The sequence below is a fragment of the Streptomyces sp. DT224 genome, from assembly GCF_049844595.1.
Lineage (GTDB): Bacteria > Actinomycetota > Actinomycetes > Streptomycetales > Streptomycetaceae > Streptomyces.
This window is the reverse complement of sequence record NZ_JBNCLI010000012.1, coordinates 257,089-280,451: the sequence shown is the minus strand read 5'-3', so window position 1 is coordinate 280,451 and position 23,363 is coordinate 257,089. Positions and strand designations below refer to the sequence as shown.

The window sequence follows — 23,363 nt, the reverse complement described above, 5'->3', positions numbered from 1 at the left end:
CACGCGGCCGGGCGGTGGGACGGTCCTGCGGTCAGGCGGCGAGTTCGCCGGCCTGGAGCTGCCAGAGGGATGCGTAGAGCCCGTGTTGGGCGAGGAGTTCGTCGTGGGTGCCCTGCTCGGCGACGATGCCGCCCTTGTCCAGGACGTAGATGCGGTCGGCGTGGCGGACCGTGGAGAGGCGGTGGGCGATGACGATCATGGTCCGGTCGGCCGCGAAGCTGTGCAGCGTCCGCTGGATGGCGGCCTCCGTCTCGTTGTCCACGGCGGAGGTCGCCTCGTCGAGGACGACGACGGGCGAGTCCTTGAGAATCGCGCGGGCCAGGGCGATCCGCTGCCGCTGGCCGCCGGAGAGCGCGGCGCCGCGTTCACCGATGAGGGTGTCGTACCCGTTCGGCAGGGTCGTGACGAAGGTGTGGGCCTCGGCCATGGCGGCGGCCCGGACGACGGCCTCGTCGGAGGCGTGGAAGCTGCCGTAGCGGATGTTGTCGGCGATGCTGCCGTCGAAGAGGAACGGGTCCTGGGCGACGAAGCCGACGGCCTGGCGCAGGTCGTGCCGCCGCAGGTCGCGGACGTCCCGGCCGTCGAGCAGGACCCGGCCGGACTCGGCGTCCTGGAAGCGCATGAGCAGTTTGGCGATCGTCGTCTTGCCGGAGCCGGTGGCGCCGACCAGGGCGGTGACCCGCCCGGCCGGGACGGTCAGCGAGAGGTTGTCCAGGGTCGCCGGGCGGCCGGGGTAGGCGAAGGTGACCTCCTCCAGGACGATCTCGCCGCGTACGGAGGAGAGGTCGAGCGTCTCGTCCCCGCGGTCGGACTCGACGGGCAGCTCCCGCAGCCGCTGGACCCGTTCGTGGGAGGCGAGGGTCCGCTGGTACTGGTCGGCGATGTCGCCGAGCCTGCTCATCCGCATGAGCAGCATCTGCGGGAGCCCGATCAGGGGACTGAACACCTCGAAGCGGAGGGTGCCGTCGAGGACCGCACGGCCCCCGATGAGCAGGGTGCCGGCCATCGACGCGGTGGTGCAGGCCCGGACGGTCTCGCCGTGGCGGAGGGTGCCGCGGTCGGTGCGGTGGCTGCTCTCCTGGACCGCGTCGCTCAGCCGGTCGACGCGGTCGGCCTCGTACGCCTCGGTGCAGAAGCTCTTGACGGTGGCGCCGGCTTCGAGCGAGTTGATCACCTGGCTGCCCAGCCTGGCGCGGTGTTCGCCGGTGGCGGCGTAGTCCGTCGCGGCCTTCTCCCGGTGGCGCAGGGAAAGCCAGGCGATGACCGGGATCGGGAGGAAGGCGATCCAGGCGATCTGGGGTGCCAGCAGGAGGAACGCCGGTACGAGCAGGACCAGGCTCGTGCCGAGTTGCAGCACGTCGTTGGCCGGTCCCGCGAAGAAGGCGCCGAGCTGGCCGACATCGTCGGTGAGGGTGCCGGCCACCCTGCTGGTCCGCTCGCCCTCCAGCTGCCCCAGTTCGAGGTGCTGGACATGCCGGTAGGTGCGTCCCCGCCAGTCGTGCTCGACGTCCTGGCCGAGCCGGCGCCATTGGAGGTTCGAGGCGTACGAGAGTCCAGCGACGGCGGCGCATGCGGCGGCCACCAGCCCTGCCAGGCCCCAGAGCTGGGCGGACGCCGTGGCCAGGCCGAGGCGCGCCAGCGGTGCCGCCTCGCCCTTGATGAGCACCAGGCCGGTCCATCCGAGGAAGGTGCCGAGCGCCATCTCCGCGACCTGGCAGGCGACGGACAGGGCGGCGGCCCGGTAGAGCCGGGGGCGGTGCGGTCCGACGATGTCCAGCAGGGGGTGCCGTTCGGCTTCGGGTCCAGCCGCGTCGGCCGTTTTGCGCCACGCCTTCCGCAGGACCACCGCGGTCGCCGCGGCCACTCCGCCGACGGCCACGAGTTGCCTGGTCAGCGCCGAGCCCTTGACCAGCGCGGTGCCGGCCGCGACCCCGCCGCCGACGGCGAGCACCGGCCGTACGACGAGGCCGCGGTCCACCCGGGGGGCCGGCACGGACCGGTCCGTCTCCGCTCGTGCCGTGCCGGCCGCTTCCCGGGCGAGCCTTGCGACGGTGCGGCCGATGATCCGGCCGACGTCGGCGGCGCGCAGCCGTGCGTCGTGCCGGACGAGCACCCCGCCGGTGACCGGGCTGGCCTGGGCCTCGGTGATCCCGGGGATGTGGCGCAGCGCGGCGGCGAGGATCTCGGCCGTCCGGGGGCGTCCGACGACGAGCCCGACGTCCCAGCGCTGGCGGCCCGGTGTGACCGAGCGAGGGCTCGCGGCCGGTTCCATGGAGCGGAATCCGGATGCGGCTCCCAGTAGCGATGGCATGTGTACGTTCACCTGTTTGCGGAGGTCGCGGAAGGCCGTCACGGAGTCGACGGATCGGGGCGACGGAACGGGAATGAGATTCGGAGCGGGCCGACGGCGACACCGGAGGGGTGCGCGGGCGGGGCGGCCCGAGAACGGCCGCCACCCTGGCGCGCTCCGCCGTAGTCGATCGGCGGGCTCGCCCGGTGGCGGCCGCGGGTCGCACAGACCCGTCAGTGCGTCTTTCCGGCGGCGCTCTCGGCGGTCGCGCGGATCTTCGGGGTCCTCCGGTCCCCCTTGACACCGGTTTCGGTCGTGTGCTGACCGGGCACCGAGTGGCCCTCGGTGTCGCCGGCGGCGATCTGGGCGGCGACCACGTCGGCGGCGACCTCGGCCGCGAGGTCGTGGATGTTCTCCCCGGCCTCGTGGGCCGCCTTCTTCACCTCCATCGCGATTCCGACGGACGCTCTGACGACTCCACCCACCAGTGGCTTCAGCAGACGCTTGGCCAGCGGCGCGACGATGAGCCCGACGAGAAACGGCGGTACTACAGGCGGCATGACGCTCCATCCTCTCCACGCATACGTATGACAGGGAACCCGGGTACGACGAGAATGGGAGCGGCGCACCGCCGGGCGGAAACAGGTAATTCCGTTTCGAATTCCGGAACGGACCGGAAAAACCGGCACGGCCCTGGAACCCGAATTCCCGGACGACAGGAACACACCGTCCGATCCCTTGATCACGGTAGTCGAACAGCGCCCGCTTCGGCCAAACGGATTCCCCCGGATTCACTCGTGTGAGTGTGAGTGGCTATTTCCCGTGTCCGGAATTGAACGCCCCCAGCACACTTTGAGAATGATTATGTGATTATCCTTTTCCAAACATGCCGCCCGGCACACGCCCCGACGCCGCCGCCCCGACTCGTTCGGGTGAATCAGGTTCGGCCGCACCTGTCGATCCCGGCCGCGCCCAGCCCGGCGGCCAGGCGATTCCGGGCACTCGAACAGGCTTCCTGTGCAAGGAAGTTGGATCATCACCACCACGCTCCGGTGGCACCATGGCGCCATGCTCCGACGCACCCCGCCGGCCGCTCTGACGGCCGCGCTCACCGCCTCGGCCCTCGCGCTGAGCGGCTGCGGCGGCGTCGCCCGCTCCTCGACGACCACCCCCCTGGTGGACGGCGGCACCGTCCGGATCGCCGAGGCCAGCGAGACGCCGAGCTTCGACCCGTACTCCACCTTCGGCGCCTCCCAGGCCCGCTACGCCTACGACTCCCTGGTGAACCCCGCCCCCGACGGCGGCCTGGTCACCGGCCTGGCCTCCTCCTGGCGGGCGACGGCCACCAGCGCCGTGTTCACGCTCCGCGCGGGCGTCACCTGCTCCGACGGCACCGTCCTCACCGCCTCGGCGGTCGCCCGGTCGCTGACCTACGCGGCGGACCCGGACAACCAGCTCGCCGGAGCCCGTACGGTGCTGCCGAACGTCCCCTTCACGGCGCGCGCCGACGACCGGACGCGCACGGTGTCGGTGTCGGCGGGCGCCCCGTTCCCCTTCCTGGTCCGCACCATCGGTCTGCTGCCGATCGTCTGCCCCGCGGGCCTGGACCGGCCCGGCTCGCTCGCCCGCGCCACGCAGGGCACCGGCCCCTACGTGCTGACCCGCTACACCCCCGGTGGGCCGTACGAGTTCACCGTCCGCGACGGTTACAGCTGGGGGCCGGCCGGCGCGACGACCGCCGAGCGCGGCCTGCCCGCGCGCATCGTCCTCTCGGTGGTGCCCCAGACGTCCACGGCGGCGAACCTCCTGCTGACCGGGGGCGTCGACGTCGCGCGGGTGAGCGGCCCCGACCGCGCCCGGCTCACCGGCCACGGCCTGGCCGTCTCCGAGGTCGCGACCGTCGTCGGGCTCACCTTCTTCAACCAGCGCCCGGGCCGGGTCCTCGCCGACCGCGCGGTGCGCCGGGCCCTGGTCTCCGCCCTCGACCGCCGGGGGCTCGCCAACGTCGCCGTGGGCGGCACCGGCAGCCCCGCCCAGGACTTCGGCGCCGAGGGGGCCGTCTGCCATGCCGACCTCGCCGACGCCAACCTGCCCGCGCTGGACGCCGCGCAGGCGCTGCGGGAGGCGGGCTGGACCCGTTTGGCCGGCGGCCCGCCTGCCAAGGACGGCCGAACCCTCCGGCTCCGCCTGATCACCAGCCCCGATCTCGGGCCCACGCTGGCGTCCGTCGCCGAGCTGATGGCCCGGGAGTGGACGGCGCTCGGCGCGCAGGTCGAGCTGGTCACCGAGAGCCTGCCCGCCCTGGTCAACGCGATGTACACGACGGCCGACTTCGACGTGGTGGTCGGCAGTACGCCGGGCTTCGCCCTGCCGGCGGGATTCATCCCCTTCTTCTCGGGCCCCGCCCCCGCCGAGGGCCTGAACTTCGCGGGGGTGACGGATCCCGAGTACGACGCACTGGTCGCCCGGGCCCTCCGGGAGCCGGACACCACAGGGTGCGCCACATGGAACAGGGCCACCGCCGCGCTCTTCCGCTCGGCCGACGCGCTGCCGATCGCCGAGGGCCGCAGCGGCGTGTACGGCCACCGCACCACGTTCACCACCACGTTCGGCGGTCAGCTCGTCCCCACGAGCATCCGCCTCCACCAGTGATCCCGGGGCCCGCCATGACCTTTCCCGCACTGCTGCGGCACCCCTGGACGGTGTTCCTGGGCCGCCGCGGCATCCGGCTCCTGCTCTCCCTCGGCATCGTCCTCACCGCGTCGTTCGCGATGATCCGCCTCATCCCCGGCGACCCGGTGCGCGCCGCGCTCGGCGTGGACGCCGCGCCCGACCTCGTCGCCGCCCGGCGGCACGCGCTCGGGCTGGACATGCCGTTCCTGGCCCAGTACCGGCAGTACCTCGGCGGTCTGCTGCACGGCGACCTCGGGACCTCACTGGTCACCGGGGCGCCGGTCGCGGAGCTGGTCCGCACCCGGCTGCCGGCCACCCTGGAGATCGCCGGCCTCGCCTTCCTCACCGCACTCGCCATCGCCCTGCCCGGCGGTCTGCTCGCCGCCGTCCGCACCCGCGACGGCCGCCGACCGCGCACCGAGCTGGCGTTCACCACGGTCACCGCCGGTCTGACCGGGGTCCCGGACTTCGTGCTGGCCGCCGGGCTCACCGCCCTGCTCGCCGTCGGCCTCCAGCTGTTCCCGGTGGCCGGTGCGGCGGGCGTCGCCTCCCTCGTGCTCCCCGTCGTCGCGCTCTCCCTCACGCCCACCGCCGTACTCCTTCGCATCGTCAGGGTGGAGGCGCTGAAGGTGCTGGACGAGGACTATCTGCGTACCGCCCGGAGCAAACGGCTGTCCGCCGCACGCCGCCATCTGCGGCACGCGGCACCGAACATGGCGTCCGCGGCGCTCACCGTCGCCGGGAGCCTGCTGCCCGCCCTGATCGCGGGCACGGTCCTGGTCGAGAAGGTGTTCGCCTGGCCCGGCATCGGGTCCGCGATGGCCCAGTCCGTGGTCGCGCAGGACTATCCGGTGGTGCAGGCCATGGTCCTGGTGCTCGGCGCCACCGTGCTGCTGGCCGGCCTCCTGGTCGATGTGCTGCTCGCCCTGCTCGACCCGCGCTCGGCGATCCGGGAGATGTGATCATGCCCCTTCCCACCGGTCTCCGGCGCTCCCCCATGGCCTGGATCACCGGGGTCATGCTGGCGTCTCTCGTCGTACTCGCCGTGGCCGGCCCGCTGTTCTGGGGCGCGGCGGCCGACCGTCCCGACCCCTCGGCCGTGCTGCAGGGGCCCTCGGCGTCGCACTGGGCCGGTACGGACGGCCTCGGCCGGGATCTGCTGGCCCGCGTCCTGGCGGCGGGCCGGTCCTCGCTGCTGCTCGCGCTGGCGTCCGTGCTGCTCGGCGCGACCGCAGGCGTGCTCCTCGGGGCCTGTACGGCGGTCGTCGGCCCGCGCGCCCGCCGGCTGGCCGCCGGGCTGATCAACCTGCTGCTCGCGTTCCCGGCACTCCTGGTCGCGATGTTCCTCGCGGTGGTGTTCGGCGCGGGCACGGCCGGGGCGGTGCTGGCTCTCGCCGCCGCGAGCGTGCCCGGGTTCGCGCGGCTGGCCCAGACGCTCGCGGCGGGCGTCGCCGGCACCGACCACCTGGCCGCCGCCCGGGTCCTCGGGCTGAGCCGGTTCCGGCTGCTGTGGCGCCATGTCCTGCCGAACATCGCCGAGCCGTTGCTCCTGAGCGTCACCACGGCGGCGGGTACCGCCCTGGTCGCGCTCTCCGGACTGAGCTTCCTGGGCCTGGGCGTCCAGCCTCCGGGCTACGACTGGGGGCAGCTGCTCAGCCAGGGGCTCGACCGGATCTACGCCGAGCCGCTTCCGGCGCTCGCCCCGGGCCTGGCGCTCGTGTACGCGGCCTTGACGTTCCAGCTGCTGGGCGAGGTCCTCGCCGGGGGCGCCGCCCGGCAGGGCCCGGTGGTGCGCATCCCGGCGCAGCGCTCCGCCCCGAGCGGCCCGGCCGAGGACGGGCAGGTCCTTCAGGTCGAGGGCCTCACCGTCGACCTGCCGACCCCCGCCGGACCGATCCGCCCGGTGCGCGGGGTGAGCCTGTCGCTGGGGCGGGGCGAGATCGTCGGGCTGGTCGGCGAATCGGGGTCGGGCAAGTCACTGACCGCGCTCGCCGTCGCCGACCTGCTCCCTCACGGCGCCCGGGTCTCCCGGCGGACGCTGCGCCTGCTCGGGACCGACCTCGGCGCGCTGACCCGGAAGGAGCGGGACCGGCATCTCGCGACGGGCCTGTCGGTGATCTTCCAGAACCCGGCGTCCGCGCTCAACCCGGCCCTGCGCATCGGCACCCAGCTCACCGAGGCGGTCCGGGCCCATCGCGGGACGAGCCGCGCCGAGGCCACCGCCCAGGCCGCCGAGGCCCTGCGCCGCGTCGCCCTCCCCCCTTCGCTGCTGCGCTCGCGCCCGTACGAGCTCTCCGGCGGCCAGCGCCAGCGGGTCATGATCGCCGCCGGGCTGATGGTGCGGCCGGGGCTGATCATCGCGGACGAGCCGACGACCGCGCTCGACGTGACCGTGCAGCGTCAGATCACCCGGCTTCTCGTGGACATCCGGCGGGACACTTCCGCCGCGATCCTGTTCATCAGCCACGATGTCGCGCTGGTCGCCGAGTTCTGCGAGCGGGTGCTGGTCATGTACGCGGGCACCATCGTCGAGGCCCTGCCCGTCGGCCGGCTCGCCACGGGCGCCCGGCACCCCTACACCCGGGCGCTCGTCGCGTCGGTCCCGGACCTCACCGCCGGCCGGGGCCGCCCGCTGCCGACGGTCGAGGGCGCCCCGCCCGATCCGCACGCGCCCCCGCCGGGCTGCGCGTTCGAGGCCCGCTGTCCGCGCCGCCGGGACCGCTGCGCCGAGCAGGCGCCGCCGTGGGACGACCTGGGCTCCGGCCACCGGGTCGCCTGCTGGTACCCGCTGCCGGTGCCGGCGGCCCCGGAGACGGTGACCGCGTCATGACGGCGCTCCGGGTGGACGGCGTCACCGTCCGGCGCACCGGCCCCGGTGGCGCCTTCGCCGCCGTGGACGGGGTCTCGCTGGAGATCGCGCCCGGTACGACGCTGGGCCTCGTCGGGGAGTCGGGCTCCGGGAAGTCCACGCTGGCGGGCGCGATCGTCGGGCTGGTCCCGGTGCGGGCCGGCCGGATCCTGGTCGACGGGGAGGAGGTCCGCACCCGCACCGTCCGGGACCGGCGCCGCCTGGCCCGCCGGGTGCAGGTGGTGCTCCAGGACCCGGACACCGCGCTCGATCCCCGTATGACCGCCCGTCAGACGCTGGCCGAGGCAGCCACGGTGTTCCGCCGGCTCGGCCGGGCGGGGCGTGCGGAGCGCGTCGCCGAGCTGCTGGACCTGGTCGGCCTGGACCCGGGGCTCGCCGACCGGCTGCCCCGGCAGCTGTCCGGGGGGCAGCGGCAGCGGGTGGCCCTGGCCCGTGCGCTGGCCGTCGAGCCGGACCTGCTGATCGCCGACGAGATCACCTCGGCGCTCGACGTGTCGGTGCAGGCATCCGTCCTGAACACGGTCGGCCGGCTTCAGCGGGAGCTCGGTCTGTCCATGCTGTTCATCGGCCACAACCTGCCGGCGGTCTGCCATGTCTCCGATGTGGTAGCGGTCATGCGGCACGGCCGCATCGTGGAGACCGCCCCCACCCGAACGCTTTTGAGCGCACCGGCCCACCCGTACACCCGCACGCTCCTCGACTCCGTACCGTCCCTGCGCACTCAGCTGCCCGGGGAAATGAACGCGTGACCGCCAGGAATGCATTTCAGTCATTCCGCTGTCAAGCCGCCGCTCGATTCCTCACGCTCACGGATTACCGCGCACTTTTCCCGCGGGTTTTCCGTGAGACGATGCGGCGGCTTCGGAATGCGACGGGGCCTTTCTCGAACCGCTTTCGAAAGGTACGGAATATGGGAGTTCTCGCGCCCGGCCAGACTCTGCCCCATCAGCGCCGGCCCCATCAGACCGGTGCCGGCCTGTCCGTGCCGTTCACCGTCGCCGGGACCGGGATGCACCTCCCGCCGGCGGTCGTCACCAACCAGGAGCTGACGCGCACCCTGGACACGAGCGACGAGTGGATCACGAGCCGGACCGGCATCCGCGAACGCCGGTGCCTGGCGCCGCACTTGGCGACCTCGGACATGTGCGTCGCCGCCGCGCGTCCGGCGTTGGAGGCGGCCGGGGTGGAGCCGCACGAGGTGGACGCGGTCATCGTGGCCAGCTACACGGGCGACCAGCCGCTCGTGTCGACCGCGCTGATCGTCAAGGACGCCCTCGGCTCCCACCGCGCCCTGTCGCTGGACGTCACCCAGGCCGCGTGCGCCTCCGGCATCCAGGCCATGCTGATCGCCGCACACCTCCTTCAGAATCCCTCCATCGGCACGATCCTGCTCCTCGCGGCCGACTGCGCGTCCAGGATCACCGACCCCGCCGACCGCACCACGCGCGTCTTCTTCGGGGACGCCGCGGCGGCCGTCGTCCTCACCCGAAGCGAGACGCCCGGAGCCGGTCTGCTCTCCTACGACCTGGGCTCCCAGCTCTCGTACGACGTCCAGATCCCCGCCGGCGGCTCCCGGCTTCCGGCGAGCACCGCCACCGTCGCCGCCGGGGAGCACTACCTGCACATGGACGGGCGTGCCGTGTGGGACACCGCGACGACCCGGCTCCCCGAGAGCATCCGCAGCGCCGCGCACCGGGCCGGCGTGCCGGTCGACCAGGTCCGGCACTTCTTCCTGCACCAGGCCAACCTGAACATCCTCAACGAGACCCTGAGCGCCCTCGACGTCCCCGCCGACCGCGCCACCGTCACCATCGACCGGCTGGGCAACACCGGTTCGGCGGGCGTGTTCACCGCGCTGCACACCTCGGTGGCCGAGGGCGCCCTGCTACCGGGGGACGTCTACGTGCTCTCCGGCATCGGCGCGGGTTTCCAGTGGGGCAGCCTCTGCCTGCGTCACGCCTGAGTCAGCGTGTCGTTCGGGGTCTCCACGGACGAGTGAACTGCCTGCCGTACCGTGGCGCACCGTCTGCCGCGAACGTCAGCATGGACGCATGATCATCACGCGCTCCGGGGCCGACCGGGCCGCCCAGGCCCGGGCGGCCGAAGTCCAGCTCGCCACCGACGGCATCGGCGGGGTGGTGTTCGGCTGGGTCGACAACGCCGGTCTCACCCGGGTGAAGTCGGTGCCCCTCAGCCAGCTCGTACACGCCGCCGAGTTCGGAGTCGGCGCCCCGCCCTGCTTCGATGTCGCCCTGGTGGACGACTCGTTCACCTCCGCACCCTCCAGTACGGGTGCGGTGGGCGACCTGCGCCTCGTCCCGGATCTCGACCGGCTCACCCCTCTCGCGGCCCAGCCCGGCTGGGCCTGGGCCCCGGCCGATCGCTACTCCCAGGACGGCGCTCCGTACCCCGGCTGCCAGCGCGGCTTCGCCCGCCGGGCCACGGAGGCCGTCGAGCGGCGCGGACTGACGTTGCGCGCGGGGATCGAGGTCGAGTGGGCGGTGGCCGACGCCGCCGGAGGTCCGGCGACGACCGGGCCCGGATACGGCATGACCCGCTTCATCGAGCACTCGGACTACCTCCGGGACGTGCTGCGAGCCCTCACCGAGCAGGGGCTCACCGTGGCGCAGCTCCACCCGGAGTACGCCGCCGGGCAGTTCGAGGTCTCCGTGGCCGCCGAGGGACCGGTCGAGGCGGCCGACACGACGATGCTGGTCCGCCACACGATCCGGGCCGTCTCCGCCCGGCACGGCCTGCGCGTCTCGTACGCCCCCGTCTTCGCCGAGGGCGCGCTCGGCAACGGCGGCCACCTCCATCTCAGCCTCTGGCGCAACGGCCGCAACCTCGGCCACGGCGGCTCGGGGCCGCACGGGCTGCACCCCGAGGCGGAGCACTTCCTCGCGGGCGCACTGGCGGAACTGCCCGCGCTGCTCGCCCTCGGGGCGCCCGGCGTCGCCTCCTATCTGCGCCTGGTCCCCGCCCACTTCGCCGGGGCGTACCGGTGCTGGGGGCTGGAGAACCGCGAGGCGGCGCTGCGCCTGGTCACGGGGTCCGCCGCCGGGCAGGCGAACGCCGAGTTCAAGTGCTTCGACGCCGCCGCCAACCCGTATCTCGCGGTGGGCGGTGTGCTGGCCGCCGGCCTCGCCGGCCTCGACGCCGGACTGCCCCTCCCTCCCGAGACCCGGGGCGACCCGGCCGCGGCGGCCTCCGCCGAGCGCCTTCCCGTCAGCCTGTCGGAGGCGGCCGACGCGTTCGAGAAGTCCGCGCTGCTGCGACAGGCGCTCGGCCGCGAGCTGTACGAGGCGGTGCTGGCGGTGCGGCGGGCGGAGGCGGAGCTGTTCGCCGGGCGCTCGGACGCGGAGGTGATCGAGGCGACGCGCTGGCAGTACTGACGGCGCGTCAGTGCGAAACGCCCAGCTCTCGCACCATGTAGACCGCGTCCGGGCCGTAGCTCGCGGGCAGCGGGGTGCCGGGCCGGGCGCGGTAGCCCAGCGCGGCCCACATGCCCTGCGTGCCGTGCACGGCGACCAGCGAGAGGGTCCGGTATCCGGCCGCCCGCCCGGCTTCCTCCAGGTGCCGTAGCACCCGGGGAGCCAGGCCGCGGCCGCGCACCCGCTCTGCGATCACCAGGTCGTGCAGATGCAGATTGGTCGCCGCCGGCCCTCCTTGTTCGGGCAGGCTCAGATCCGGGCAGCGGCCGAGCGGGTACGGCAGGGCGAGCAGGTAGCCGCCGAAGGCGCCCTCGTACTCCAGCACGAAGCAGGTCGACGGCGAGGCGCGGTGCCGGGACCGCAGCGCCTCCTCGCCCTCGGACAAGCCGCTTGCCGAGTAGGCCCGTTGCTCCCACGCGACCACCTCGCCCCAGTCCTCTTCCCGCAGCAGCCGGATCATCCCCGAGTCCGTCATGCGCCACCGACGCAGGTGTACGGCAGGGGTGCGAAGCCGTTGAAGCCCCGGGTGGTGTACGCCATGGCGTACGCGCCGCAGGAGTGGATCCAGACCGGGTCCCCGGAGGTAACCGCGTACGGCACGCGGACGGGGCCACCCTCGCGCGCGTACGCGTCGTCGCTGTCGCAGGTCGGCCCTGCCACCACGGCCTCGACGAACCGGCCGTCGGCATGGGACGGAAACTCCAGCCGGTACCGCAACTGGTCCATTTCGTAGAGGCCGTTGAACTTGCCGCAACTGAGATACAGCCAGTCCTCACGGGTGCCGTCGAGCCGTTGACGGGAGGTGAGTCTGGCGACGTGGGCCCGGATCGCGCCGTGATCGGCGACCAGGTGCCGGCCGGGCTCCAGCAGGAAGCGCAGCGGCCCCGCGTTGACGGCCCGCAGACGTTCCATGCCGTCGCGGATCACCCGGAAGATCTTGTCCATCGGCGGTTCCAGCGGCCGCCCGTACCGGTCGAGCACACCGAGCGCCGGCAGCCCTCCGCCGAGGTTGATCCGGTCCGGCACGATGCCTCGCCGGTTGAGCGTGCCCAGCAAGTCAGCCAGCGTCTCGATCGCCTCGCCCCATGCCTCCGCCGTCATCTGCTGGGAGCCGACGTGCACCGACAGCCCGGACGGCACGAGGCCGGCGGACCGGGCCGCTCCGAGCACGCGCAGGGCGTCCTCGGGCGAGCATCCGAACTTGTGGCTGAGCCCCCACAGCGCACCGCTCCCGGTGGTGGATACCCGGCAGAACACCCGTGCACCGGGCGCGTGACGCGCGATCGCCGCCACGTCCTCGCGGCTGTCGGTGGCGAAGTCGCGTACACCCAGCCGGTACGCCTCGGCGATGTTGCGGTCGGATTTGACGGTGTTGCCGTAGTGGATCAGCCCGGGCCCCACTCCGGTGCGCAGCGCCTGCACGATCTCCTGCGGACCGGCCGCGTCGAAGCCGGACCCGAGCCGGGCGAGATGGCCGAGCACTTCGTCCACCGGGCACGCCTTCATGGCGAACCGGACCTCTGCGTCCGGCAGTTCGGCGCGCACGGCGGCGTACTGACGCCCGATGCCGTCCAGGTCGTACACCAGGGTGTCCTCGGACGCGGCGGCGAGCGCGGCACGCAGCGCGGATGGCTCGGCCAGGGTGTGCCCGCCGGCTCTCCCCCGGTCGCCCGCCCGGCGCTGCGTGGCGATCTGACGCGTGTCGGAGCACTGAGGCGTCACGTACGAACTCCCGATTCGGTGGACGACCGGCGCCAAGTTCCCTCTGGCAGCCGTGAGATGAAGGAGGCGGCGCGGACCGGCTGGGGTGCCCCCGGCTTCCCTCCTCGCCACAACTCTAGGGAGATGTGGGGCCGCGCCTGTCCGGTGTCGGAGGCGGTCGCCGCGTACGACACCGCTTGCGGGGCCCGAGGCCGCCGCAGCGCACCGGGCAGCGGTGCCTCGGTGCCCGCGGGGCAGGACCACCCGAACGGCTCTGGTACGCGCATCCCCGATCTTGACGGTCTCGGCCATCGTCGAGCGCGGGAGCACGGCCGAGGCCGTGCTCCCCCGGCTGGGTACACACCGGCGTCTCTGAGCCGTGTTAGTGCGCATGGCGCAGAGACAACTGGGTCGACGCCGGACGAAGCGGGAGGTGAGATCGATGACTGCCGTAGAGACCGTTGCCGCACGCAGCGCCCTCCGGACCATCCTCACGTCCCGGGCCCCGGTCTGATCTGAGCTTCGCGCTCCTGCACGGGCCCCTTGTTCAAGGGTCTTTACGTTGTCTCAATTCTCGCACCACCACCATGCCCAGCCGTACTCCCTCGCGGATTACGGCTGGGACGAGGCGTGGGGTCACGCCTTCTCCCCCTATCGCGAGGCCGGACTGATCCCGACCTGCGTCGTGCACGCCGAACACGGCGCGTGCGAAGCGGTCAGCGACGCCGGAGTCCTCCATGCGGAGATCCCCGGCGGCGCCGGGCCGGGATCGCCCACCACAGGCGACTGGGCTGTCCTGTCTCCCGCCACCACGAGTCGCGGGCCGGTGCTGCATGCGGTACTGGACCGGCGCACCTCGCTCGTGCGGTCCACCGCTTCGCGTACCTCCCAGGGCCAGGTCCTGGCCGCGAACGTCGACACCATCGCGGTGGCGGTGTCACTGGCTGTTCCGCAGAAGCACGGCAGGACGGAGCGCATGCTCGCCCTGGCCTGGGAGAGCGGTTCGAAGCAGGAAGCGGCGTGGCGCACAATGGACGCAACGAGTTGCGGGCATCGCTCGCCATGAGCGCGCGGTGGGTCCATCGGCGGAGGATCTCCGGCGTTCCGGCTTCCTGATCGTGGTACCCGAGAGTGTGTCCCTCCGGCTCGGGGCTGCGGCGTGCGCGTGACGGAACAGGCGGGGCGGCATGGTTCTGCGCAATTGAGCGATGGGCCACGAAACAGGCAGGTCTCACCGTAGACTTGCGCTTCATGGAGCGCTTAGATCCCATCAACCCACCCGGTGTCGGGCATGCCGTGACGCAGGACGCTGTAGTGATCATCCCCGGGATCATGGGCAGCGAGCTGATCGAGACGGACACCGGACGTGTGCTGTGGGGCATGCGGACAGCGCTCGCTTACTCCGCCCGCTGGCACCACAAGACCGGGATGGCGACGCTCGCCGTCACTGAGGACGAACGGGCCGGGCGAACGGGCCGGATCACCGCCAGCCGACTGCTGAAATTCGCCTCCTGGTCGCCCCTCCTCGGGGGATTCGAGCCATACACCAATCTAGTGCGCGGGATCTTGCCCGCCGTTGCCGACCGGGCCGCAATCTGCGAGTTCGCGTACGACTGGCGGCTCCCGGTCGCGTACAACGCCCGGCTGCTGGCCGATGAGATCGACCGGCACCTGCAGGCGTGGACGGAACACCCCGCGCACCGAGAGGCCCAGCGCCGTGACCGGGACGGCCGGCCGGCCGAGGTGGTGCTCGTCGCCCACTCCATGGGCGGCTTGCTCGTCCGGGAACTGGCCCGGATCTCCGGTGCGATGGACTGCGTCCGGGCGACGCTCACCCTCGGCACTCCCTTCCACGGTGCGGTCAAGGCGGCGGCAATCCTCAACTCCGGGCACGGGGCCCCCGTCCCGCTGCCCCACCGGCAGCTGCGCGACCTGGCCCGCACCCTTCCCGGGCTGCACGATCTGCTGCCCTCCTACCGGTGTCTCGAGACCGATGACGACATGGTCGTGCCGACGTCCGCCGACATTTCCCGCCTCGGCGGTGACCGCGAGCTCGCCGAGGCTTCCCTCGACCGTTCGGCGTCGCTGCAGTCCGTACGCATCCCGGACCACGTGATGGCCGTCGGCATCGACCAGCACACCATGCAGAGCATGCGGCTGAAGGACGGGGCCGTCATTCCCCAGCCGTATATCTTCCAACGGCACGCGGACAACTCGGTGATGAGGGACGCAATCGGACGGCCGCTTACGGATGACTGCGGCGGTGACGGCACCGTCTACCGCTACGCCGGACACATCGCCGGCACCGATGAGGGCGGAACCCACGCCCAGCAACACGGCGCACTGGCCACCTGCGGCAGCGCGATCGACCGCGCGCGCGGGCTGCTGACGGGGCTGCGCCGTCTCGAGGATCTGGGACAACGCCTCGGACACGGCATGACGGGGCTGGAGACGCCCGATCTCGTGTCCGTGCAGGAGGAGTTCGAGATCGTGGTCACCGGTGACGACGACCCTCGCCGGATGACCTGCCAGATTCAGGACACCGGCGACACCGACCGCGTCGTCGACACACCGCGGCTGCCGCCGCGCCGCGACACCTCCGACGCACTGCGCGTCCGCTGCCGGCTCCGGAAACCCGGTTTGTACCGGATCAAGGTGTCCGGTGGCAGCGAACCGGTCACCCGGCTGATCCTGGTCAGCGCCGAGGACCCGGACTTCGGCGGCTGACCGGTGTGGGGGGAGGACACGGGCTCCGAGGAACAGCCGGACGAGGAAGGCTTCGACGTCTACGCCGTGGCGCTCGGAGACTACGTACGGCAGGAGAACTTCGACGCCGACCAGGAGGCCGAGGCGATCGGTGAGCTGCTCGCCCAGTTCGGCGGCGTTCCCGTCCCCTGGCACGTGAAGCCCGCGGAACGCGACCTCACCCAGGTCGACCTGCGGCTGCGGGATTGGGCCTACCCGTCCGAGGTCCGGGGCGGCGTGCTGCTCTGGATCGGACACGGCACGTCGAACGCGGAGGACGCCTCGCTCTACGTGCGGGGACACGCCGCGGCCGCGGACGACACTGAGCTCTCCGCTGCAGCCTTCGCCAAGCAAGTCGTCAAGGCACGGCGGCTACGGTCGTACTACGACAAGTGGGACATCATCGTCGTCGAGGCGTGCGGCGCCGAGGGGTTCGTCGAGCGTGCCCTCGCCGAGCTCGGCGCGGCGAGGAGCGCCAGCGGCCTGCTGCTCGTCGGCTCGGGACGCGACGAAGGGATTGGGCACCTAGGCACGTTCCGGCGCACCCTCACGGACATCCTCACCAACCGGTACTCGGACCACGACACGGAGATCCCCGTTAGCGGACTGGCGCAGTACCTCGACGAGGCGCGCACCCTGTCCGTCTTCGCCCTCAACCTCGGCGGCCTCCCGCCGCTGCGCCGACGCACCGCCTTCCCGGTCACCGCCTCGGTGGAGAACCACACCCGGCTCCACGAGGCGGTCGACGCCCTGCCCAAAGCCGAGCGCGCGCACCTCGTTCGCAAGGGGCTCGGCTCGGATTCGGGGGAGCTGTCCTGGTGCTTCGTCGGACGTGAGGCAGACCAGGACGCCATCGCCGGATGGCTCGCGGAACACCGCTCGGGCCTCCTCGTCGTCACCGGCCGTGCCGGGTGCGGCAAGTCCGCGCTGCTGGGCAACATCCTGCTGCACGCCGACACCGGCCTCGGTGAGCTGCTGCCGGTGCTGTCCCGGGCCGGGATTGCGGGCCGGGAACACGAAGGCGCCCCCGAACTGCCGGCGTTCGACGCCACGCTCCATCTGACCGGTGCCACCACTCACGACGTCACCACCCGCCTCGCCGAGGCCCTGTCCGTCGAGATGAGTCCGGACGCCCTGTATCCCGCCGAACGCTCCAACGCCCTTATTCGTGCCCTGCGTTCGGCATCACGCCCCGACCGGACGTACACGCTTCTCGCGGACGCCCTGGACGAAGCGCAAGAACCCGCACTCGTCGCCGTCCTGCTGCACGAACTCGGCACGCTGGACGGTGTGCGCATCGTCGTTGGCTCCCGCCCGTCCTCCTACGAGGGCCCCGACCGCCCGCCGAGTACCGACCGGGATCTTCTCGAGGCTCTCGGCGAGGGCGAGGAGCACGTCCACGTGCAGTGGTTACGCCGCGATGCCCAGGCCCTGTCCGAGTTCGTCACACAGGGCCTCGAGCAGGCACGGGCTGCCTTCACCGGCGGGCCGGAGACGTTCCGGGATGCCGTGCGGCGCGCCGCCGTGCTGATCGTCGGCGACGAGTACGCGGACCGGGACTTCCTATACGCTGACCTCGCCGTCCACGAGATCCAAGCCGACCCCGGTCTGCTGACCGCCGATCGCGTCGGCGAACTCGCCGATCTGCTGCGCGGCGACCACCGCACCCTGTTCGCGGCCGCACTCCGCCGACTCGGTGCCCGGCACGCCTGCGCCCCCCGGTTGATCGAGGCCCTCGCGCATACCCAGGGCAGAGGGCTGCCCCGAGCGGACCGGATCTGGGCCACCGCCGCCTCGGCGCTCGGCGACGGGCCCGCAGACCGGGTCGGCTCCGCCGACATCGACGACGTCCTCAAGGCGGCGGCGCCCTACATCATGCTGGACGGCGAGGACGGCCAAAGCGTCCACCGCCTGGCACACCGCACCTTCGCCGAGTACTTCACCCGGGCCGGATCGAGCGACACCGCCGAGAGCGCACTGCGGGTCACTGACGCGTTGGTGAGGCTCGCCGGCAGGAGCGCCGACCGGCCCCTCAACCCCTATCTGGAACGGCACCTCTCCGGTCACGCGGTCGCAGCCGGCAGCCACGGGTGGGCCGCCCTCGCCGAACGGCCGACCGTGCTGGACCGGCTGTCGGTACCGGCCGTCGCCACCGACGTCCTCCACGCGCTGGGCACATCGGTCGACCTGCCCCCGGCCGCCCTGGGCGTCCTGGACGCCGCGCACCTCATGCGGCGCGCCGAACCGACCGACCGGGTCGGCCTGCGGCAGCTCGGTACGGCCCGCGCGACCGGGAGCGCACCCGTGTGGGAAGAACCCGACGAGGCAATGCGGCGCGCGGGCTGGCAGGTGTGCTGGTCCCGGCTGCGGCCCCGACCGCCCAGGCTGACCCTCGACTGCCTGGGAGTGGCGGTCCGCTCCCTGACTCCCGTGGCAGGACCTGCCGGGAGCACTCTACTCGCAGCCGTCGACGACAGCGGCCTACTGCACGTCTGGGACCCGGCGCACGGGTACTCCGCCACGACCGCGGCAGCCTCCTCGCACGGGCCGGTGACCTCGGTCACCGCACTGCCGGGCACCCCCCTGCTGGGCACCGCCGGCCACGACAAGCGCGTGCGGATCTGGGACCTGTCCGCGCACCGTCCCCGCCTCGTCGGCTCCATCGGCAAAGGCATGTGGCCGCAGTCCCTGCACGGCTGCAGGGTCACAGGCCGAGCGGGCGAGGCCTCGACGGGTGCCCTGCTGGCGGTCGGGGACTTCGGCGGTGGGATCTGCCTCCTCGACCCGCTGACCGGCCAGGTGCGCCACCGGTTCCCCGGCGATGACAACGGACCGATCTGGGCTCTCACAACCTTCCGCGACGCCGACGGGGCCACGCTGCTCGCCGCTGCGGCAAGCGGCGGCATCCGGGTCTGGGCCGTCGACGACCGCCGCCGCCGGGGCGAGCCCGTGCGCCGCGACGGCGCGATTCCACGGGCCGTGGTTGCGTTCGACCCCCGCAACGGCCGCGGCACGCTGCTGGCCGGCGGATGGGACGACGGCCGCGTCCAGGTGTGGGACCCCACCACCGGCGAACCCGTCGTCGCGTTCGACTCCGACAGCCCCGTGTACGGGCTGGCCGTCCTCACCGCAGCACACGGCCGCGGTCCGCTGCTGGCCGCCGCTGGGGACGGAGCGGTCCGCCTCTGGGACGCGCTGACCGGTGTGCCCGAAGGGATGGCCGGTGCACCGTCGCAGGGCGCCACGGCTGAGGACAGCCAGGGCAGCCCCGGCCTCGGCGGCCGGGCAGCGACGGGCCTGGCCATCACTGCATTCGCGGTGCCGGGCGGCGACACCCTGCTGGCCACCGCCGCCGACAACGGCGCGGTCACCGTGTGGAACCCGCATCCCGGACCATGGACCTCCCCCACCGGCACCCGCACGACCGCCGACACACACCTGGGCAGGACCGTGCGGCTCACCACCGCCACGGGGCCCAACGGCCGCACCGTACTGATCACCGAGCACGACCGCGGCGCCCTTAACGCCTTCAACGCACTTACCGGGGAGCCCGTCGACGTGCCCCCTGGCCACCACCCCACCGGACCGCCTCCTGGAACCACCCCGATGCGCGGGCCGAACGGCGTGGCGCTGCGCGCCACGTATGGCAGGAGCGAGCAGATCGTGCTCACCGTCGAGGCGACGGGCCGCCCGTACGGAACGCCGCTGAGGGCCCATGCGAACTGGGTCACCGACGTCATCGAATTCACCACGAGCGACGGGCGGCGCCTCATCGCCTCCTGCGGCGACGGCAACGACTGCACTGTCCGGTTCTGGGACCCCGCGGACCCGACCGGCCCCGCGACCCCCATCGGCCGCCCACGCCCCGTCGACCGGAAGCCCTTGTACACCCTCAGGCTAGACACCGAGTGCCTCAGCCTGGCCGACCTCGGTGACGGCCGGATCGCGATCGGAACGGACGAGGGCGTCCTCGTCGTACGTATGGAGTCCTGGCTGCCAGCAGGACGGATGGAAGGGGGCCGTGATGTCCGCACCAGCCAAGGACAGTAGCTGGTACGCCCAACTGGTGGACCGGCTCTTCTGTCGGCCCGGGGCCTCCTACGGCCCGTACAAGAGGATCTCGGAACCCGTCATCGTGCTGGAGAACCGGCTGGTGCGGGTGCGGATGCAGACGCCCGGCGACGAATACGAGACGTTCGAGATGTCGCTCTTCGACGGCATCCACGAATTCGCGGGAGAACTCTGGGAGCACGAGGTGCGCAGCCTGCTGCGGCTCCAGGCGCTCAACCACACAGCCCTGCCGCAGATCAGCGATGGCAGTTTCGACGCGACCGAGGGCATCGCCTTCACCACGACCCAGGACAACGGCAGGCCGCTGAACATCGACTGGGCCGTCGCTTGGGCGAAGGAGCACCGGATCGTCGCCTTCGAACAGTTCAGCGTCCTCGTCGACGGGCTCAGCCAGTTGCACGGCTCAGGCATCCTGCACCGCAACCTCACCCTCGGCGCACTGCGGGTCAAGACGGGCTACGACGTGGCCTCCCAGCACATGGCCCTGGGCCTCGAACGCTTCGAGATGAGCACCCTCATCGGCAACCTGCTCCGCTCCATGGGCAGCCAGTCCCAGGGAACCGTTGCCCAGCAGAGCATCCGCAAGCTCTACCTAACGCCGCCAGAAGGCGTCGAACCAGCCCGTCACCTCTCCTACTTGGCACCCGAGACCCACCCCTCGCTCTTCGACGCGATTCCGGCCTCGCGCCGCGACTGGGACACCACGGACGTCTTCGGGCTCGGCGTCCTCGGCTTCGAGCTGTTCTGCGGCCCGATCAGCGAGTGCCTACCAGACAACTACGCGGGCGTCGCCCGCGCCGACGAGTCCGGTCTGCGCCAGGCGCTGGGCAAACTGCACCGCGCGATGCGGACCCACCTGGCCAACCGGCCCGAGATTCCTGCCGCCCTGACCCGACTGCTGCGGAGCATGCTGGAGCTGCGCCCCGAAGCGCGCATCACCTCGTTCGACGCCGCCCGCCGGATCGAACGGGACTGGGAAGCGGTCTGCGGTGTCTGGGAGGACAAGGACGAGAGTCAGCTCCCCCACCTCGTCGCCTTCATGCCCGACGAGTCCGTCGAGACGATCTACAAGCAGCGCAAATGGGTCTCTCGCAGTCCCGACGACGCGGCTGGCCGCGAGGAGCTGAAGGCATTCTTCGAGAAGGAGCTACGCCAGGCCGAACTGGTCAGGTCGCCCAACGGCGCCTTCGGCTACGCCACAGGCCAGGAGGAGAAGCTGCGCGAGGCGGAGTGGGTTCTCATCGGTGAGAGCGCCGTGTGGTTCTGCGCCTACCTTTACGACGACTTCGGCCCGAAGGGCGACCAGCGTATCTTCGACGACACCCTGGTCATCAAGTACCTCCGCGACCGCGACTACGCCCAGGAACTCGTCAACGCCTACCCTCGGCGCCGACTGTCGCGGATCGACCTGGTCGCCTACAAGGCCCGCCAGGACATCTCCCACCACCGCACCGGCCGACCATCATGGGCCCGGCTCACTGAGTCAGTATCCGTGGGCGCACGGAGCAAGGACCACAATGACGAGGCATTCCTCACCGCCCTCGACTTTCTGATTGACTACCAGACCGTGGAGCTCAACGCCCGCAAGTACCCATTCGTCCGTGTAGAGGAGCCAAGCGACGCAACGAAGGCCCAAACGAACTCGAACATCGCCGCGCTGACGTACGCCCAAGCCCGCGACGACGAGCGGCTGCACCGCAATCCGCTGCTCACCGCCTACACGTCGGACTCCCGCCGCCGCCCTCTCCTCGGTGACTTCGTGGCGGATCTGTCCGTGGACGAGGGGGACTTCGTCAAACTCGACTATTCGGAGCGGCCGTACTTCGGCCGCAACCCGGTCCAACTGCAGTTTCTCAAGCGACTCGACGCCCACTCGATCGAGGTGCGGAAGATCGGCGGAGGACCGGTCCCGGCATCCGGTTGGGTGCGTCCCTCCACCGATGCCGGAACCGACATCCAGCTCGGTCGGCAGGCCCGGGCCCGGCACTCTCTGGGAAACCTGCCCGGACTCATCCGTGCCCTCCGCGAGCCTCTCTCCATCGACCTCGGGCGGGGGCGTTACAACGACATCGACGACGGGACCCTGGCGGGCAACGCCCCCGACGTTATTCGGGACATGCTGGCGATGCACCCCTTCTATGCCCTTCAAGGCCCGCCGGGCACCGGCAAGACCACCGTGGCCACCCGCGCCGTAAGCCGCTATCTGACGATGGAGAAGGGCGCACGCGTCCTGGTCAGCGCCCAGTCGAACTACGCCCTGGACAACCTCGGCATCCGGCTGGCGGAGGAGCTCGCCGACGGCATCGGCAAGGGACAGATCCTGCTGCTGCGGGAGATGTCCGAGGCCCGGGGCATCGACAAGGTCGACGAGCAGCTGCACAAGCACACCCTGCCTGAGCTGACCCGCGAGGTCGTACGCGGTATCAAACGGAAGCTGGTCGGCACGCAGGGCACCGCAGGCATGAAGCCGAACGAGGCCGCCCTCGCACGGCAGTGGCTGGAGCAGATTGAGGCCAACCAGGTGGAGATCTCCGACCGGATCAAGGCCGGGGCCAACGTCGTACTCGCCACCTGCTCTATGGCGGCTACCGTCACCGACACGGTCCGCGACCCCTCCGACCTGTTCGACTGGGTCCTGCTGGAGGAGGCGGCCAAGGCATGGCCGACGGAAGTCGTCACTCCCCTGGTGCTCGGGGTGCGCTGGACGCTCATCGGCGACCACCGGCAGCTGGGCCCGCACCGTGAGGGCGACCTGAGGGCGTTCCTGACGAGCCTTGCCGGACACGGCGACCCCGACGTCAAGCGGCATTACGACGCCCGCGACAGCTATCTGAAGGTCCTCGAACTCTTCGGCGAGCTGTTCCGCCCCCAGCCGCCAAGGCCGGCGCAGAGCAGGCGGGTCCCCCCGCTCGGCAGCCTGGAGAGGCAGTTCCGCATGCACCGCGTCATTGCCGAACCCGCGAGCCGCGCCTTCTACCCCAAGGAGCCGCCGGAGCAGGACCGTGAACTGGGCCTGCCGGTCAGCTTCCTCACCACACACGAAACCGCCAACGAGCCGCACGGCGTCACCAACCCCCCGTTCCTGAAGGGCTCTCCGCTGGTCTGGATCGACACCACCGGGCAGACCGGCTGCGCCGACGAGGGCTACTGGATTAATACCGGCGAGGTCGACTTGGTGGACCGGCTCGTCACCGACATGAGGCCGGAACCGTCAGGAGTCTCCGAACTGGATGCCGCCGACAGCCTCGCGGTCCTCACCCCGTACGCCGCCCAGGTTGCCCTGCTCAAGCAGCGCGGCTCACTGCGCGGCCGGGTGCACACCGTCCACTCCTTCCAAGGCCGTGAGGCACAGCGCGTGGTCGTCTCGCTGGTCCGGTCCAACGTGCGGGGCAACGTCCTGCAGAACGTCGGCCACGTTGGCCAGGCCGAAGTGATCAACGTGCTGATGTCACGGGCACGCCGCCTCCTCGTCATGGTCGGCAGCCTGAGCCACTTCTCCGAGCACGGCGGCTCGGACTGGCGGCTGGTGACCGACACCGTGAAGCGGTACGGCCGGATCGTCCCCGCCGATGAGTGGAAGTGA

Annotated in this window: 14 protein-coding genes; 10 read left to right on the top strand and 4 right to left on the bottom strand. The window is 71.9% G+C overall.

All coding sequences use genetic code 11. The features are described 5' to 3' along the window. Positions 1–31: 31 nt before the first annotated feature. On the bottom strand, positions 32–2,311 hold the full coding sequence (locus tag ACLQ2N_RS29240) for an ATP-binding cassette domain-containing protein (protein WP_425817594.1): 2,280 nt from the start codon (positions 2,309–2,311) through the stop codon (positions 32–34). 212 nt (positions 2,312–2,523) lie between these two features. Continuing rightward, positions 2,524–2,850 (bottom strand): DUF5132 domain-containing protein, encoded by a 327-nt coding sequence (locus tag ACLQ2N_RS29235; RefSeq protein WP_425817592.1) that lies wholly within the window; start codon positions 2,848–2,850, stop codon positions 2,524–2,526. 508 nt (positions 2,851–3,358) lie between these two features. Between ACLQ2N_RS29235 and ACLQ2N_RS29230 the strand changes: the two genes are divergently transcribed. From ACLQ2N_RS29230 to ACLQ2N_RS29205, 6 genes are all read left to right on the top strand, one after another. Beyond that, complete coding sequence (locus ACLQ2N_RS29230; protein WP_425817590.1) at positions 3,359–4,942, top strand: ABC transporter substrate-binding protein; 1,584 nt, start codon at positions 3,359–3,361, stop codon at positions 4,940–4,942. Positions 4,943–4,956: 14 nt separating this feature from the next. Beyond that, positions 4,957–5,925, top strand: a complete 969-nt coding sequence (locus ACLQ2N_RS29225) for an ABC transporter permease (protein WP_425817588.1) — start codon at positions 4,957–4,959, stop codon at positions 5,923–5,925. A 2-nt stretch (positions 5,926–5,927) separates the two neighbouring features. Beyond that, positions 5,928–7,793 carry a dipeptide/oligopeptide/nickel ABC transporter permease/ATP-binding protein gene (locus tag ACLQ2N_RS29220; protein ID WP_425817586.1) on the top strand — a complete coding sequence of 622 codons (1,866 nt, stop codon included), beginning with the start codon at positions 5,928–5,930 and terminating at the stop codon, positions 7,791–7,793. Next, entirely contained in the window at positions 7,790–8,581 is a 792-nt protein-coding gene (locus tag ACLQ2N_RS29215; RefSeq protein ID WP_425817584.1) for an ABC transporter ATP-binding protein, read from the top strand. Before ACLQ2N_RS29220 ends, ACLQ2N_RS29215 begins: the two co-directional genes overlap by 4 nt. Before the next feature lie 161 nt (positions 8,582–8,742). Continuing rightward, the gene (locus ACLQ2N_RS29210) at positions 8,743–9,795 is read left to right on the top strand and encodes a 3-oxoacyl-ACP synthase III family protein (RefSeq protein ID WP_425817582.1); all 1,053 of its coding nucleotides are present in this window, start codon (positions 8,743–8,745) and stop codon (positions 9,793–9,795) included. A gap of 88 nt (positions 9,796–9,883) precedes the next feature. Beyond that, the gene (locus ACLQ2N_RS29205) at positions 9,884–11,224 is read left to right on the top strand and encodes a glutamine synthetase (RefSeq protein WP_425817580.1); all 1,341 of its coding nucleotides are present in this window, start codon (positions 9,884–9,886) and stop codon (positions 11,222–11,224) included. Between the two features lie 7 nt (positions 11,225–11,231). Here the strand turns inward: ACLQ2N_RS29205 and ACLQ2N_RS29200 are convergent, their stop codons facing one another. Together ACLQ2N_RS29200 and ACLQ2N_RS29195 are read right to left on the bottom strand one after the other, a co-directional pair. Further along, positions 11,232–11,738 (bottom strand): GNAT family N-acetyltransferase, encoded by a 507-nt coding sequence (locus ACLQ2N_RS29200; RefSeq protein WP_425817578.1) that lies wholly within the window; start codon positions 11,736–11,738, stop codon positions 11,232–11,234. Continuing rightward, positions 11,735–12,904, bottom strand: coding sequence for a type III PLP-dependent enzyme (locus ACLQ2N_RS29195; RefSeq protein WP_425817701.1), 1,170 nt, complete (start codon positions 12,902–12,904; stop codon positions 11,735–11,737). The genes ACLQ2N_RS29200 and ACLQ2N_RS29195 overlap by 4 nt, the downstream gene beginning before the upstream one ends. Before the next feature lie 622 nt (positions 12,905–13,526). Here ACLQ2N_RS29195 and ACLQ2N_RS29190 point away from each other — a divergent pair. The 4 genes from ACLQ2N_RS29190 (at position 13,527) to ACLQ2N_RS29175 (ending at position 23,363) form a co-directional block, all read left to right on the top strand. After that, positions 13,527–14,030 carry a hypothetical protein gene (locus ACLQ2N_RS29190; protein WP_425817576.1) on the top strand — a complete coding sequence of 168 codons (504 nt, stop codon included), beginning with the start codon at positions 13,527–13,529 and terminating at the stop codon, positions 14,028–14,030. 185 nt (positions 14,031–14,215) lie between these two features. Then, entirely contained in the window at positions 14,216–15,691 is a 1,476-nt protein-coding gene (locus ACLQ2N_RS29185; protein ID WP_425817699.1) for an esterase/lipase family protein, read from the top strand. Positions 15,692–15,694: 3 nt separating this feature from the next. Then, positions 15,695–19,759: a hypothetical protein gene (locus ACLQ2N_RS29180; RefSeq protein WP_425817574.1), complete on the top strand. Its 4,065-nt coding sequence runs from the start codon at positions 15,695–15,697 to the stop codon at positions 19,757–19,759. Further along, positions 19,734–23,363 carry an AAA domain-containing protein gene (locus ACLQ2N_RS29175; protein ID WP_425817572.1) on the top strand — a complete coding sequence of 1,210 codons (3,630 nt, stop codon included), beginning with the start codon at positions 19,734–19,736 and terminating at the stop codon, positions 23,361–23,363. The genes ACLQ2N_RS29180 and ACLQ2N_RS29175 overlap by 26 nt, the downstream gene beginning before the upstream one ends.